Raw genomic sequence first — 14,146 nt, 5'->3', positions numbered from 1 at the left:
GGTGTAGCTCAGTTGGTTAGAGCGCCGGCCTGTCACGCCGGAGGTCGCGGGTTCGAGCCCCGTCACTCGCGCCATCCTTCGGGATGGCGCTTTTGTTTTCGGCTTTGGCGATTTGGTGAGCGGTCGAGCGTGGCCTTCGACTTCGCTCAGGCCGAACGTTCGTTTTGCCCGAAGCTCCGTTCGACCTGAGCGAAGTCGAAGGCCAAGGGAATCCCTAACCCCGTCCCCCCTCCATCCACCGCAGCAACGGCTTCATCGGCGTGATCCACGCGATTCCCGCAACGATGTAGAAGACCAGCTGCAACCCCCAATGCCACTGGCCGACCACCGCCGACAGGCTGGCCACCAGCGCCGCCCATAAGATGATGATCGCGACGATCAGCAGCATTCCGGCGGGCTTGCGCCAACTGGGGGTCATGGGACGATCCATTCCGTTTCAGTGGCGATGGCGTGCAGCGGTACGTCCCAAGCATCGGGTGTCGGCATTTCCACCTCCTGGACGGCCCAGGCGAGCCCGACGCGCCAGGCATCGGTATGGGCGGCAAAGGCGCGGTCATAATGGCCCGCCCCCTGGCCCAGCCGGTTGCCGCGCCGGTCGAAGCCGACCAGGGGTGTCAGGATGATGTCGGGCGCGCATTCGGGGCCGTCGGGATCGGGCTGGTGAAGCCCGAAGGCGCCGACGGTCAATTCCTGTCCGAGCATCCAGGGGATGAAGCGGATCGGGCTCGCCCGGTCGACGACATGGGGCAGGGCGATCGTCGCGCCCGCGTGGAGCGCGGCCTCCACCCACAGAGCCGGGTCCGCCTCGGCGCCCAGCGGGCGATAGGCCGAGACGACCTGTCCGGGCAGCAGTCTATCCAGAAAGGCGCGTGCGACCGGCAACAGGCCGGGGCCGTGCGCTTCGCGGATGGCCCGCATCCGGGCGCGAAGGGCGCGTTTGTCGGTCATGCGGGAAAGGGGCGGGTGGCGGGACCGCCGTGGCCGTTTGCCGTAATATCCACTGACGCCCAATACGTCAGGTGGGAACCATGTGCGTCGGACCAGAGTCCGGGCAGGGACAGCCCCCTTGGATGAAGAATAGCCTCAGGGATTATCGTGGCTCGTACCGGGCAGAACCCGCCGCTACGCAATGTAGGCGAGGCCCCCGGGATACTCAAGAGTCCGTTACTCAATGGCATCCCCGCGCCCATCGGGTTCCAGCGCATCGGCCAGCGCCTCCAGTTGCTCGGCGATGCGGGCGAGTGCGGCCTCGCTTACCGCCGCACCCGCCGGGGGGCGGCGCTCGGCCTCTTCCAGCGCGTCGGCCAGCAGCAGGGCGACGAACAACAGTGCCCGCTCGCCATTATGCCCGCCCGAGGCGCGAAGTGCCGCCGGCCAGCGCTGATCGAGCATCTGGCCCAGCATCCGCACGCGCGCCTCGCCACCGTCCTGGCACGCCACGCGGTGCGGGCGGTCGCCGACCATGATCGTCACCTCGGCCATTAGGCGGCGCTCCCGCGGGCGATCACCTCGTCCAGCGCGCTGACCGCGTCGGCCATACGAGCCTTCAGCGCGGCGTGGCGCCGGGCGAGCGCGTCTTCCTTGGCAGCGCGGTTGCGGATCGCGCGTTCGATGCGGGCGATGGCGTGGTCGATCCGCTCGACCGAGGAAAGGGCGTCGTCGGCAATGGGTTCGGACATGTCAGCGGCTTAGCAGGATGGCACCCCGCGGCAACCCGGAATTGGGCCGGATTCGGGCGGTCCGTCGCGCGGCGGCGGTTGACAGCGGCCGGATCGGCTCCGAAAGGCGTGGCGCGAGAGGAATCAACTTTCTGTTGAGAGAGAAATCAACTTTAAGGTGAAATTTCTCCTAAGAGACACACAGGAGCTTGCTGGCATGACGGTCAAGGTTGCAATCAATGGCTTCGGCCGCATCGGCCGCCTGGTCGCGCGCGCCATCCTCGAGCGGGGCGAGGGCGCGCTGGAACTCGTCGCGATCAACGACCTGGCCGACGCCAAGTCGAACGCCTGGCTGTTCAGCCGCGACAGCATCCATGGCCGCTATCCGGGCGAAGTCGCCGCCGAGGGCAACGACATCGTGATCGACGGCAAGCGCATCCGCGTCACCGCCGAGCGCGATCCGGCGAACCTGCCGCACAAGGAACTGGGCGTCGACCTGGTCCTGGAGTGCACCGGCTTCTTCACTGACAAGGCGTCGTGCGAAAAGCACATCGCGGCGGGCGCCAAGAAGGTGCTGATCTCGGCACCCGGCAAGAATGTCGACCTGACCGTCGTGTACGGCGTCAACCATGACAAGCTGACCGCCGATCACACCATCGTGTCGAACGCCTCGTGCACCACCAACTGCCTGGCGCCGGTCGCCAAGGTGCTGAACGACGCGATCGGGATCGAGCGTGGCCTGATGACCACGGTCCACGCTTACACCAACGACCAGAAGATCCTCGACCAGATCCACCCCGACCTGCGCCGCGCCCGCGCCGCCGCCATGTCGATGATCCCGACCACCACGGGCGCCGCCCGCGCGGTGGGCGAGGTTCTGCCGGAGCTGAAGGGCAAGCTGGACGGCTCGGCCATCCGCGTGCCGGTGCCGGACGTCAGCCTGGTCGACCTGACCTTCACCCCGGCGCGCGACACGACGAAGGAAGAGGTCAACGCGATCCTGAAGGCGGCGGCCGAGAGCGGCCCGCTGAAGGGCGTGCTGGTCTATACCGACGAGCCGCTCGTCTCGATCGACCTGATGCACTCGCCGCAGTCCTCGACCGTCGACAGCCTGGAGACGGCGGTGATCGACGGCAAGCTGGTGCGCGTCGTGTCCTGGTACGACAATGAATGGGGCTTCTCGAACCGCATGGTCGACACCGCGACCGCGATGGCGAAGTTCCTCTGATGACGAACGGGCGGGCGATGACCGGGCATCTGGCCGGCATCGCCCGCCATGCCGTGCCGAAGGGGCCGATGGAGGTGATCGACACCGCCATCGTCACCCTGGACGGCGGCGTGAAAGGCGATGTGCGCGGGCGGCTGAAGCCCGGCGGTCGCGGGCGTCGGCAGGTCACGCTGATCGAGCGGGCTGACTGGGACGCCGCTTTGGCCGAGATCGACCGCGACATCCCCTGGCAGGAGCGCCGCGCAAACCTGCTGGTCGAGGATTTCGACCTTCCCCAAATTCCGGGCACCCGGCTGCGTGTCGGGCCCGTCCTTCTGGAAATCACCGTGGAATGCGATCCGTGCCACCGCATGGACGCGATCGCCGACGGATTGCAGGCGGCCCTTCGACCCGACTGGCGCGGCGGCGCATGCGCCCGCGTGATCGAGGGCGGCACGATCCGCATCGGCGATAACATCAGGATCGAGGAATCATGACCAAGGCCTTCAAGACGCTCGACGATATGGGTGACGTGTCCGGCAAGCGCGTGCTGGTCCGCGAGGATCTGAACGTGCCGATGGCCGATGGCCGCGTGACCGACGACACCCGCCTGCGCGCGACGATCGCGACCGTGACGGAACTGGCGGACAAGGGCGCGATCGTCCTGATCCTGGCCCATTTCGGCCGTCCCAAGGGACAGCGTAACCCGGAATTCTCGCTGGCGATGCTGACCCAGCCCTATAGCGACGTGCTGGGCCGCCCGGTCCGCTTCATCGACGATGTTGCGGGCGAGGCGGCGGAAGCGGCGGTCGCGACGCTGAACCCCGGCGATATCGCGATCCTGGAAAACACCCGCTTCTATGCCGGCGAAGAAAAGAACGATCCCGAGCTGGCGGCGCAGATCGCGAAGCTGGGCGACCTGTACGTCAACGACGCCTTCTCGGCGGCGCACCGGGCGCATGTCTCGACCGAGGGTCTGGCGCGCCAGCTGCCCGCGTTCGCGGGCCGCGCGATGGAGGCCGAACTCGACGCGCTGGAAAAGGCGCTGGGCAATCCCGAGCATCCGGTCGCGGCGGTGGTCGGCGGGGCCAAGGTCTCGACCAAGCTCGCCGTCCTCAAGCATCTGGTCGGCAAGGTCGATCACCTTATCATCGGCGGCGGCATGGCCAACACCTTCCTCGCCGCGCGCGGGGTCGATGTGGGCAAGTCGCTGTGCGAGCATGACCTGACCGGCACCGCCGAGGAAATCCTCGAGGCGGCGGACAAGGCGGGCTGCACCGTCCACCTGCCCTATGACGTGGTAGTGGCCAAGGAGTTCAAGCCGAATCCCGAAACGCGCACCGTCAACGTCCACGAAGTCGCCGCCGACGAGATGATCCTCGACCTCGGCCCCAATGCCGTCGAGGCATTGGGCGATGTGCTGAAGAATTGCCGTACGCTGGTGTGGAACGGCCCGCTCGGCGCGTTCGAGACGCCGCCCTTCGACATGGCGACCGTCGCGCTCGCCAAGACGGCGGCGGCGCTGACCCAGGATGGCAGCCTCGTCTCGGTCGCAGGGGGCGGTGATACCGTCGCCGCGCTCAACCAGGCGGGCGTGGGGACGCAGTTCAGCTTCGTCTCGACCGCAGGCGGCGCGTTCCTGGAATGGATGGAAGGCCAGGACCTGCCCGGCGTCGCCGCGCTGATGGCGTAACCCTTATCCTCTCCATCTCGGATGGGGAGGGGGACCATGCGAACCATGGTGGAGGGGCCAGGCCGCAGGCTGTGACCCCTCTTGGCTGGATAGTTACGACCCCGTCGCCGCTGGCGGCGGGGTTTCGCTCAACAGCGGCACGAGCAGCCGGTTGAGATCGTCGATACCGAACGCCGCCGCCTTGGCGTAGCGGACGACGCCCGCCCGATCGATGATATAGTTGGTCGGCACCGCGCCCAGTGTCGCATAGGGGCCCTTGATCCTGCGCGCCGAGGGGATCGCCATCGCGGCGAAGAGCGGCTTGAGCTGGTAGAGCGGCAGCGAATCCTCGGTCGCCACGGCAAATACCTTCAGCCCATGTTTGCCCTGGATGCGATAATATTGGTCGAGCAGCGGCAGTTCCGCCCGGCACGGCCCGCACCAGGTCGCCCAGAAGTTCAGCACCACCACCTGGCCGCGCAGTTCCGACAGGCGGACATGCGAGCCATCGATCAGCGTCAGGTCGAAATCGGGTGCGACCTCGCCGACCTTGGGCCCCGCCTTGCCCGCCATCGCCGACGATGCCGGAAGCGCCGACAACAGCACCGCCAGCCACCAGCCCGCCCATCTCATCTCGCTTTTCCCCATTCCGCCCGAAGGACAGGATGACGCGCGGCGCAGATCAGCGTCAAGAGCGCTTGATCCGACTTGTCGGACTTGCTAGGTTTAACGCGTTAAACGAAGGAGTGGCGATGCTCGGCGTCCGTCTCGACACCGAATTGGAGGAGCGGCTGGCCGCCGTCGCGCGCACGCAGGGGCGCAGCAAAAGCGATATCGCACGCGAAGCGGTGCGCCGCTATGTCGATCTGCACGACGAAGCCTATCGTCGCGAGGCGCGCCGCCAGTCGACTCGCGCGTCGAAGCGCGACACGCCGGAGGATTTCGCCTTCTGGAACGCGATGGCCCAGGAAACCGACGTCAAGGATGCCGACGCGTGAAGATTTCCCACGCCGCCATCGTGCTCGCGGCGACCCGCGCGGGGGACGATCATCGCCCGTTCCTGGTCGTCCAGTCGGACCTGTATAACGAGACGCACAACACCGTCACCGTCTGCCCGATGACCTCGGTCGTGGGTGGCGAGGCGCTGTTCCGCGTCGCCTTTTCCCCGCGCGAACATACCGGCCTGACCGTCGAGTGCGAGGTGCAGGTGGACAAGATCCTGTCCATCCCGCGCAATCATATCGTCAAAGTCCTCGGCCATGCTTCGCCCACCCGGATGGAGCAGGTCGATCAGGCGCTGCGCCGCTGGCTGATGCTCTGAACTTTTATAGCCCGATACCAATCTGGAGAGACATGATGACCCCGACCGTGAAGGCCATTCTCGACAAATATGAAGGCACGCCCGCCGCGGTGAAGGCCAATCTCGCCCGCATCCTGATGCAGGGCAAGCTGGGCGGCACCGGCAAGCTGATCATCCTGCCGGTCGACCAGGGTTTCGAGCATGGCCCGGCGCGCAGCTTCGCGGTCAACCCGCCCGCTTATGACCCGCATTACCATTTCCAGCTGGCGATCGACGCCGGGCTGTCGGCCTATGCCGCGCCGCTCGGGATGCTCGAGGCCGGGGCGGACACGTTCGCGGGTCAAATCCCGACCATCCTGAAGATCAACAGCTCGAACAGCTGGGGCACCTCCATCACCCAGGCCGTGACGGGCAGCGTGCAGGACGCGGTGCGGCTGGGCTGTGCGGCGATCGGCTTTACCATCTATCCGGGCTCGGACGGCATTTTCGATTCGATGGACCAGATCGCGATCCTGTCCGCCGAAGCGCGCGAGGCGGGCCTCGCCACCGTCATCTGGAGCTATCCGCGCGGCGGCAAGCTGACCAAGGACGGCGAACTGGCGCTCGACGTCGGGGCCTATGCCGCGCACATGGCGGCGCTGCTCGGTGCGCACATCATCAAGGTGAAGCTGCCGACCGACCATATCGAACAGGCCGAGGCGAAGTCCGCCTATGAGGGCAAGGACTGGTCCAACCAGGCCGACCGGGTCGCCCATGTCGTCCAGTCGAGCTTTGCGGGCCGCCGCATCGTCGTCTTCTCGGGCGGCGCGGCCAAGGGTGCCGATGCCGTCTATCAGGACGCGCGCGACATCCGCGACGGTGGCGGCAACGGCTCGATCATCGGCCGCAACACCTTCCAGCGTCCGCGCGACGAGGCGCTGGCCATGCTCGAAAAGCTGATCGCGATCTACAAGAACGAAGAATAAGTTCTTGATAGGGTTGGGCGTCCTGGTTGGGGAACCGGGGCGCCCATTCCCCTTTGGCGCCGTACAGGTGACGGACGCCGCGTCAGGCGCTAGGGGAGGGGGCATGACGCTTGAAGACGATCCCCTGGGGCCCCTCGATCCGCAATTCGCCGATGCATTCGTGCGCGACATGCGGCGGCCGCCCTGCCAGCTTTACCTGATCTCACCGCTCGACGTGACCGGCGGCTTTCCCGACCGTCTGGCGCGCGCGCTCGATGCCGGGCCGGTGGCGGCCTTTCAGTTCCGCGTGAAGGACATGGACCAGCACGCCGCCGCCAAGCTGGCCGAGCCGCTCCAGCGCATTTGCGCCGATCGCGAGGTGGCGTTCATCGTCAATGACAGCATCAGCCTGGCCAAGCGGCTGGGCGCGGACGGCGTGCATCTGGGCCAGGAGGATGGCGATGCGCGAGAGGCTCGCGACGTGCTCGGGCCGACGGTGCAGATCGGCGTGACCTGCCATGACAGCCGCCATCTGGCGATGCAGGCGGGCGAAAGCGGCGCCGATTATGTCGCGTTCGGCGCTTTCTATCCGACCACGACCAAGGAGACGAAACACCAGGCCGAGCCGGTGATCCTGTCCTGGTGGTCGACCCTGTTCGAGCTCCCCTGCGTCGCGATCGGTGGTATCACGCCCGACAATGCGGCGCCGCTGGTAAAGGCGGGGGCGGACTTCCTGGCCGTGTCGGGCGCGGTGTGGAACGGCGACGAAGCGGCGGCGGTCAAGGCGTTCGCCGAGGTCCTGGGCAAGGCCTGATTTTCCTCCCCGGTACGGGGAGGGGGACCGCCGCGCAGCGGTGGTGGAGGGGGAGTGCCGCAAAGGTCGTCCTGTTCGGCACTCCCCCTCCGTCAGGCCTGCTGCCTGCCACCTTCCCGTGCCGGGGGGATAGACGCTCCCAACCCGTTCCGCCTCGGAAACAAGCGCGGCCCTTCGCGTTAATCCATGCTGGAAATGACGGCGAAGGAGCGGGTGCGTGAACAAATCGACGATCGCGATGGCAGGCGGATTGGCCTTGGCGCTGGTGGCGGTGACCGCCGATCTCGCGCCCGCCCCAGCGCAGGACGTCAAGCCGGTCGACCATAGGGAGATCGACCCCAGCGTGATGCATGTCCAGGTGATCCTCGACCATCTGGGCTTCTCCCCGGGCGTGATCGACGGGCGGCGCGGCATGTCGCTGACCGCTGCGCTGAAGGGGTTCCAGGAGGCGCGGGGCCTGCCGGTCACCGGCGAGCCCGACAGCGCGACGCTGAAGGCGCTCTACCCCTATCGTAGCTGGCGGCCGGTCAAGACGGTCACGATCGACCAGAAGACCGTCGACGGCGCCTATACCAATCCGCTGCCCAAGGACCCGGCCGAGCAGGCCAAGTTGCCGCGCCTGGGCTATCGCGACGCCTGGGAAGCGATGGGCGAGCGGTTCCATACCACCCCCGCCGTCATTGCCGCGCTCAATCCCGGCGCGCAGGTCAAGGTCGGCCAGCGGCTAGTCGTGCCCAACTCCTTGCCGACGTCGCGCGCCTATCCGGATGTCTTTCCGGCCGACTGGAAGGCGACGCTCAACAGTCTGAACGTCGATGCGCGTCAGCCCCAGGGCGAGAAGATCGTCGTCGACAAGTCGGACTCGGTGTTGCGCGTGCTGGACGGGCAGGGCAAGCTGGTCGCGCAGTTCCAGGCGACCATGGGGTCGGAGCATGATCCGCTGCCCATCGGCACCTGGAAGATCTACGGCGCGGACTATAACCCGCAATTCCACTATAATCCCGAGCTGTTCTGGGACGCGAAGAAGGGCGAGCGCAAGGCGATGCTGCCCCCCGGCCCCAACGGGCCGGTCGGCGTGATCTGGATCGACCTGTCCAAGCCGCATTACGGCATCCACGGCACGCCCAGCCCGGAGACGATCGGGCGCGCCGAAAGCCATGGCTGTATCCGCCTGACCAATTGGGATGTCGCCCGCCTGTCGCTGATGGTGAAACCCGGTACGCAGGCGGTCTTCCAGGAATGAAGCGGGCGCGGGGGACGGGGCCGCTGTCGCGTTTCGGTTGGGTGATGCTCGGCGCGATCGTCGTCGGCGTCGGCGGCTTCCTGTCGATGGTGTCGTTCGGATCGGGCGGCGTGGTGGTGCCGGACGCACCAGCGCCCAAGGCCTCCGGCGTAGCGGGACGCTCCGCCGCCCTTGTCATGCCGGTCGCGGGCTATCCGGTCGCGCGGCTGCACCATGACTGGGGCGACCCGCGCGAGGGCGGCGCGCGGCGGCATGAGGGGCTCGACATCATGGCGCCGGCCGGGACCCCGGTGGTCGCCGCCTTTACCGGCACGGTCGAGAAGCTGTTCGATAGCGCACGGGGTGGCCATACCCTTTATATCCGCTCGCCCGATCAACGCTGGAGCCTCTATTACGCGCATCTTCAGGGCTATGCGCCTGGCCTGGCCGAGGGGCAGCGGGTCGGCCAGGGACAGGTCGTCGGTTATGTCGGTGACAGCGGCAATGCGGGGGCGGGCAACACGCATCTGCACTTCGGGGTCAGCTGGATGCGCGCGGGCGACAGCTGGTATCAGGGCGAGGCGGTCGATCCCTATCCGCTGCTTGCCGGAAAGATCGCTTCGCGGTAAGGCAGCCGACACAGGAGGCCGGACCGCATTTTCTGCGCCGGTATCCTTCGCTCTTTCCAGCAGGTTGAAGACCCATGAAGATCAGCGGCGTGGACATTCGTCCCGGCAACATCATCGAGTATGAAGGCGGCATCTGGCGCGCCGTGAAGATTCAGCACACCCAGCCCGGCAAGGGCGGTGCGTATATGCAGGTCGAGATGAAGAACCTCATCGACGGCCGCAAGACGAACGTCCGCTTCCGCTCCGCCGAGACGGTCGAGCGCGTCCGCCTGGACACCAAGGACTTCCAGTTCCTGTTCGCCGAGGGTGACGACCTGACCTTCATGGACAAGGATACCTATGAGCAGATCACGCTGCCGCGCGACCTGCTGGGTGATGCCGCGGCCTTCCTGCAGGACGGCATGGACGTCGTGATGGAACTGCACGAGGAAAAGCCGATCTCGGTCCAGCTTCCCGACCAGATCGAAGCCACCATCGTCGAGGCCGACGCCGTGGTGAAGGGGCAGACCGCCTCGTCCTCGTACAAGCCTGCCATTCTCGACAATGGCGTCCGCGTGATGGTGCCGCCGCACATCGCCAGCGGCACGCGCATCGTCGTCGACGTGTACGAACAGACCTACGTCCGCCGCGCGGACTAATCGGTATCGGCGGATGACCGGCGCGACCTGAGCGCGACCCCGTCATCCGCCGTCCCGGCCCGTCGTTCGCGGCGGGCCTTTTCACTTCCAGCGCCTGAGATGCAGAGGCGCGACCGAAAGGACGATCATGGCCTCGCACTCCGGGCTTCTCACCATCATGGAACGCGCCGCGCGCAAGGCCGCCCCGCGTCTCCGCCGCGACTTCAACGAGGTCCAGCACCTCCAGGTCAGCCGCAAGGGCCCCGCCGACTTCGTGTCGATGGCCGACAAGCGCGCCGAGGAAACCGTCTTCGAGGAACTGAAGAAGGCACGCCCCGACTGGAACTTCCTCATGGAGGAGGGTGGCGAGATCAAGGGCGATCCGTCCAAGCCGCGCTTCATCATCGACCCGCTCGACGGCACCTCGAACTTCCTTCACGGCATCCCGCACTTCGCCATCTCGATCGCGGTCGAGGAACCGCTGGCCAATGGCAAGCGCGAGGTGACGACCGGCCTCATCTATCAGCCGCTGACCGACGAGAGCTTCTGGGCCGAAAAGGGCCGGGGCGCGTGGTTGCAGGACGGCCGCCTGCGCGTGTCGTCGCGCCGCGACCTGTCCGAGGCGCTGATCGCCACGGGCATCCCGTTCCTGGGCCATGGCGATTTCGTCCAGTGGAGCCGCATTTTCGGTGCGATCGCGCCGCAGGTCGCCGGCATCCGCCGCTTCGGCTCGGCCGCGCTCGACCTCGCCTGGGTCGCGGCGGGCCGGTATGACGGTTTCTGGGAATCGGGCCTGAAGCCCTGGGACGCCGCGGCCGGTATGCTGCTGGTGCGAGAGGCGGGCGGTTTCGTCAGCGACTTCCGGGGCAGCGACAAGTCGCTCGACCGCGGCGAGTATCTGGCCGCCAATGAAGGTCTGCATTCCAAGCTGCACAAGCTGCTCGCGAACGCGCTTCGTTGACAATTCAGGGGAATTTAAGCGCAATCGCTTGCAGCTATTGCGCTTAAGCCCTTCAAATACCATCTGAAATACCGTTGTTCGGGGTGAATGGCACGGTTCAGTTGCGATTCATTCTCATGCCTCCGCTGGCTTGCTCCGGCCGGTTCATCGGCCTAAAGCCAATCGCATCCAGTTCCGCATCTGCGAGAGAAAAACTTGGTCGATCTGTCGCAATATCTGCCGATCCTCCTGTTCCTGGGCGTTGCCCTGGCACTGTCGACGGCCTTCGTGTTTCTGCCGATGCTGGTCGCGCGCCTGACGGGTGCGCATCAGCCCAATGAGCAGAAGCTGTCCGAATATGAGTGCGGCTTCCCCGCGTTCGAAGACCCGCGCAGCCAGTTCGACGTGCGTTTCTATCTCGTCGCGATCCTGTTCATCGTCTTCGATCTGGAAGCGGCGTTTCTGTACCCCTGGGCGGTCAGTGTCTTCAGCCTCGGCTGGACCGCCTGGTTTTCGATGATGATCTTCATCGGCGAGCTCGCGCTCGGGCTCGTCTATGCGTGGAAGAAGGGAGCGTTGGATTGGGAGTAAATCTTCACTCCGGTCCGGTTGAGTTCAAGCCGCAGGCCCATGGCGGGCAAGCTGTCGTGCAGCCCGACCAGGGCTTTTTCGACGGGCTGAACGGCGAGCTGACCGACAAGGGCTTCCTCGTCACCTCGACCGAGGAACTGTTCCAGTGGGCGCGCACCGGTTCGCTCTGGTGGATGACCTTCGGCCTGGCCTGTTGCGCGGTGGAGATGATCCACGTGAACATGCCGCGTTACGACATGGAGCGCTTCGGTGCCGCGCCGCGCGCGTCTCCGCGCCAGTCGGACGTGATGATCGTCGCGGGTACGCTGTGCAACAAGATGGCTCCGGCGCTGCGTCGAGTGTACGACCAGATGTCGAACCCGAAATATGTCATCTCGATGGGCAGCTGCGCCAATGGCGGCGGCTATTATCATTACAGCTATTCGGTGGTGCGCGGCTGTGACCGGATCGTGCCCGTGGACATCTATGTCCCCGGCTGCCCGCCGACCGCCGAGGCGCTGCTCTACGGCGTGATGCAGCTGCAGCGGAAGATCCGCCGCGCCGGGAGCATCGAACGGTGAGGGCGCCTGCTCCCCGTTTCGCCTCGAACGACGGCGTGATCGAGGCGGCGCGCGCCGCGCTTGGCCCCTGGCTGCTCGACGCGCGCGACCATGTCGGCGAGGTGGCGCTGGTCGTCGACCGTGCGAACCTGGTTCCGGCGATGATCGCGCTGCGCGACACCAAGGGGCTGGAATATCAGCAGCTCATGGAGATCGCGGGCGTCGACTATCCCGAGCGCGACGAGCGTTTCGAGGTGGTCTATTGCCTGCTATCGCTGACCCGCAACCACCGCCTGCACGTCCATGTCTGCACCGACGAGGACAAGCCGGTGCCGTCGGTGACGGGCCTGTGGCCGGTCGCCGGCTGGCTGGAGCGCGAGGTCTATGACCTGTACGGCGTGCTGTTCTCGGGCAATAGCGACCTGCGTCGCATCCTGACCGATTACGGCTTCCGCGGCCATCCGCTGCGCAAGGATTTCCCGCTGACCGGCTATACCGAGCTGCGTTACTCGGAAGAGGAAAAGCGCGTTGTCTATGAGCCGGTGAAGCTGGCGCAGGACTTCCGCAATTTCGACTTCCAGAGCCCGTGGGAAGGCGCGGACTACGTCCTTCCGGGCGATGAGAAGGGCACGATGCCCAAGGCGGCCGAAGCCAAGACCACCGAGGCCCCCAAGCAGACCGGCGCGGGACAACCGCATCCGGGCAACAAGGCCGAGGAAAAGCCCAAGGACCCGGACGTCGTGCCGAGCAAGGGCGGAGGACAGAATCAGTGAGCGACTACGTCGACGAACTGCTCCACAAGACGGACGATGCCGACCCGACAACGGGTGACGTGTCGATCCAGAACTATACGATCAACTTCGGCCCGCAGCATCCGGCGGCGCACGGCGTGCTTCGCCTCGTCATGGAGCTGGACGGCGAGATCGTCGAGCGGGTCGATCCGCATGTCGGCCTGCTGCACCGCGGCACCGAGAAGCTGATCGAATACAAGACCTATTCGCAGGCGCTGCCCTATTTCGATCGCCTCGATTATTGCTCGCCCATGTGCATGGAGCACAGCTATGTGCTCGCGGTCGAGAAGCTGCTCGACCTGGAAGTGCCGCTGCGCGCGCAATATCTGCGGACGTTCTTTGCCGAGCTGACGCGTATTTCGAACCACATGCTCAATCTGGGCAGCCATGTGATGGACGTCGGCGCGATGACGCCGAACCTGTGGATGTTTGAAATCCGCGAAGACTGCATGAACTTCTATGAGCGGGCCTCGGGCGCGCGCATGCATGCGAATTACTTCCGCGTCGGTGGCGTCCACCAGGACGTGCCGCTCAAGCTGCTGACCGACATCGCCGACTGGCTCGATACGCGTCTGCCGCAGTTGTTCGAGGATGCGATCGGCCTCGTTGCCAACAACCGCATCTTCAAGCAGCGCAACGTCGACATTGCGGTGGTGAACCGCGAGGACGCGATCAAGTGGGGCTTCTCCGGCCCGATGATCCGCGGCTCGGGCATTCCATGGGATCTGCGCAAGTCGCAGCCTTACGACGCCTATGACAAGGTTGATTTCGACGTGCCGGTGGGCACCAGCGGCGACTGCTATGACCGGTTCATGGTGCGCGTCGAGGAAGTGCGCCAGTCGGCCCGGATCATGAAGCAGTGCCTGGCGCAGATGCCCGAAGGTCCGGTGCTCGCCACCGACCGCAAGGTCACGCCGCCCAAGCGCGGTGAGATGAAGCGCTCGATGGAAGCGCTGATCCACCACTTCAAGCTCTATACCGAAGGGTATCACGTCCCCGCCGGCGAGGTGTATGTCGCGACCGAAAGCCCCAAGGGCGAGTTCGGCGTGTATCTCGTCTCCGACGGATCGAACAAACCCTATCGTTGCAAGATCCGTCCGACCGCGTTCAGCCATCTCCAGGCCATGGAATTCATGTCCAAGGGGCACATGCTGGCGGATACGACCGCGATCCTGGGCGCGATGGACATCGTGTTCGGGGAGTGCGACCGTTGAGCGCGATC

Annotated in this window: 20 protein-coding genes; 15 read left to right on the top strand and 5 right to left on the bottom strand. The window is 65.9% G+C overall.

Features of this window, described 5'->3' with window-relative positions:
• Positions 1-214: 214 nt before the first annotated feature.
• From QZ546_RS09060 to QZ546_RS09045, 4 genes are all read right to left on the bottom strand, one after another.
• Positions 215-418: a DUF2842 domain-containing protein gene (locus QZ546_RS09060; protein ID WP_294236305.1), complete on the bottom strand. Its 204-nt coding sequence runs from the start codon at positions 416-418 to the stop codon at positions 215-217.
• Complete coding sequence (locus tag QZ546_RS09055; protein WP_294236303.1) at positions 415-948, bottom strand: 5-formyltetrahydrofolate cyclo-ligase; 534 nt, start codon at positions 946-948, stop codon at positions 415-417. The genes QZ546_RS09060 and QZ546_RS09055 overlap by 4 nt, the downstream gene beginning before the upstream one ends.
• Before the next feature lie 216 nt (positions 949-1,164).
• On the bottom strand, positions 1,165-1,482 hold the full coding sequence (locus QZ546_RS09050; protein WP_294236301.1) for a cell division protein ZapA: 318 nt from the start codon (positions 1,480-1,482) through the stop codon (positions 1,165-1,167).
• Positions 1,482-1,679 carry a hypothetical protein gene (locus QZ546_RS09045; RefSeq protein WP_294236299.1) on the bottom strand — a complete coding sequence of 66 codons (198 nt, stop codon included), beginning with the start codon at positions 1,677-1,679 and terminating at the stop codon, positions 1,482-1,484. Before QZ546_RS09045 ends, QZ546_RS09050 begins: the two co-directional genes overlap by 1 nt.
• A gap of 196 nt (positions 1,680-1,875) precedes the next feature.
• Here QZ546_RS09045 and gap point away from each other — a divergent pair, with 196 nt between their 5' ends.
• From gap to pgk, 3 genes are read left to right on the top strand one after another with little or no spacing between them, the layout of a single operon-like run.
• Positions 1,876-2,886 carry a type I glyceraldehyde-3-phosphate dehydrogenase gene (gene gap, locus QZ546_RS09040; protein WP_294236297.1) on the top strand — a complete coding sequence of 337 codons (1,011 nt, stop codon included), beginning with the start codon at positions 1,876-1,878 and terminating at the stop codon, positions 2,884-2,886.
• Positions 2,886-3,362 (top strand): MOSC domain-containing protein, encoded by a 477-nt coding sequence (locus QZ546_RS09035; RefSeq protein ID WP_294236295.1) that lies wholly within the window; start codon positions 2,886-2,888, stop codon positions 3,360-3,362. Before gap ends, QZ546_RS09035 begins: the two co-directional genes overlap by 1 nt.
• Positions 3,359-4,558, top strand: coding sequence for a phosphoglycerate kinase (gene pgk / locus QZ546_RS09030; RefSeq protein WP_294236293.1), 1,200 nt, complete (start codon positions 3,359-3,361; stop codon positions 4,556-4,558). Before QZ546_RS09035 ends, pgk begins: the two co-directional genes overlap by 4 nt.
• Positions 4,559-4,651: 93 nt before the next feature.
• Here the strand turns inward: pgk and QZ546_RS09025 are convergent, their stop codons facing one another.
• Positions 4,652-5,110 carry a TlpA disulfide reductase family protein gene (locus QZ546_RS09025; RefSeq protein WP_294236325.1) on the bottom strand — a complete coding sequence of 153 codons (459 nt, stop codon included), beginning with the start codon at positions 5,108-5,110 and terminating at the stop codon, positions 4,652-4,654.
• Positions 5,111-5,289: 179 nt separating this feature from the next.
• Here QZ546_RS09025 and QZ546_RS09020 point away from each other — a divergent pair, with 179 nt between their 5' ends.
• The 12 genes from QZ546_RS09020 (at position 5,290) to QZ546_RS08965 (ending at position 14,138) form a co-directional block, all read left to right on the top strand.
• The gene (locus QZ546_RS09020; protein WP_294236291.1) at positions 5,290-5,535 is read left to right on the top strand and encodes a ribbon-helix-helix protein, CopG family; all 246 of its coding nucleotides are present in this window, start codon (positions 5,290-5,292) and stop codon (positions 5,533-5,535) included.
• Positions 5,532-5,858, top strand: coding sequence for a type II toxin-antitoxin system PemK/MazF family toxin (locus QZ546_RS09015; protein ID WP_294236289.1), 327 nt, complete (start codon positions 5,532-5,534; stop codon positions 5,856-5,858). Before QZ546_RS09020 ends, QZ546_RS09015 begins: the two co-directional genes overlap by 4 nt.
• A 35-nt stretch (positions 5,859-5,893) precedes the next feature.
• Complete coding sequence (locus QZ546_RS09010) at positions 5,894-6,802, top strand: class I fructose-bisphosphate aldolase (protein ID WP_294236323.1); 909 nt, start codon at positions 5,894-5,896, stop codon at positions 6,800-6,802.
• A gap of 103 nt (positions 6,803-6,905) precedes the next feature.
• On the top strand, positions 6,906-7,595 hold the full coding sequence (thiE, locus tag QZ546_RS09005; protein WP_294236287.1) for a thiamine phosphate synthase: 690 nt from the start codon (positions 6,906-6,908) through the stop codon (positions 7,593-7,595).
• A 346-nt stretch (positions 7,596-7,941) separates the two neighbouring features.
• Positions 7,942-8,838 carry a L,D-transpeptidase family protein gene (locus tag QZ546_RS09000; RefSeq protein WP_294236320.1) on the top strand — a complete coding sequence of 299 codons (897 nt, stop codon included), beginning with the start codon at positions 7,942-7,944 and terminating at the stop codon, positions 8,836-8,838.
• A complete protein-coding gene (locus tag QZ546_RS08995) occupies positions 8,835-9,446 on the top strand; it encodes a M23 family metallopeptidase (protein ID WP_294236285.1) in 612 nt (203 codons plus the stop codon). Before QZ546_RS09000 ends, QZ546_RS08995 begins: the two co-directional genes overlap by 4 nt.
• 74 nt (positions 9,447-9,520) lie before the next feature.
• Positions 9,521-10,084 carry an elongation factor P gene (gene efp, locus QZ546_RS08990; RefSeq protein WP_294236283.1) on the top strand — a complete coding sequence of 188 codons (564 nt, stop codon included), beginning with the start codon at positions 9,521-9,523 and terminating at the stop codon, positions 10,082-10,084.
• Positions 10,085-10,211: 127 nt separating this feature from the next.
• Complete coding sequence (locus QZ546_RS08985) at positions 10,212-11,024, top strand: inositol monophosphatase family protein (RefSeq protein WP_007404243.1); 813 nt, start codon at positions 10,212-10,214, stop codon at positions 11,022-11,024.
• Between the two features lie 195 nt (positions 11,025-11,219).
• Positions 11,220-11,594: an NADH-quinone oxidoreductase subunit A gene (gene ndhC / locus QZ546_RS08980; RefSeq protein WP_294236281.1), complete on the top strand. Its 375-nt coding sequence runs from the start codon at positions 11,220-11,222 to the stop codon at positions 11,592-11,594.
• Positions 11,595-11,650: 56 nt separating this feature from the next.
• The gene (locus tag QZ546_RS08975; RefSeq protein ID WP_042469354.1) at positions 11,651-12,154 is read left to right on the top strand and encodes an NADH-quinone oxidoreductase subunit B family protein; all 504 of its coding nucleotides are present in this window, start codon (positions 11,651-11,653) and stop codon (positions 12,152-12,154) included.
• Positions 12,151-12,906, top strand: coding sequence for an NADH-quinone oxidoreductase subunit C (locus QZ546_RS08970; protein WP_294236279.1), 756 nt, complete (start codon positions 12,151-12,153; stop codon positions 12,904-12,906). Before QZ546_RS08975 ends, QZ546_RS08970 begins: the two co-directional genes overlap by 4 nt.
• The gene (locus QZ546_RS08965; RefSeq protein ID WP_294236277.1) at positions 12,903-14,138 is read left to right on the top strand and encodes an NADH-quinone oxidoreductase subunit D; all 1,236 of its coding nucleotides are present in this window, start codon (positions 12,903-12,905) and stop codon (positions 14,136-14,138) included. Before QZ546_RS08970 ends, QZ546_RS08965 begins: the two co-directional genes overlap by 4 nt.
• Positions 14,139-14,146 lie beyond the last annotated feature (8 nt).

Source organism: uncultured Sphingomonas sp. (genome assembly GCF_913062585.1).
Taxonomy (GTDB): Bacteria; Pseudomonadota; Alphaproteobacteria; order Sphingomonadales; family Sphingomonadaceae; genus Sphingomonas.
This window is presented reverse-complemented; position numbering and strand designations above follow the sequence as displayed.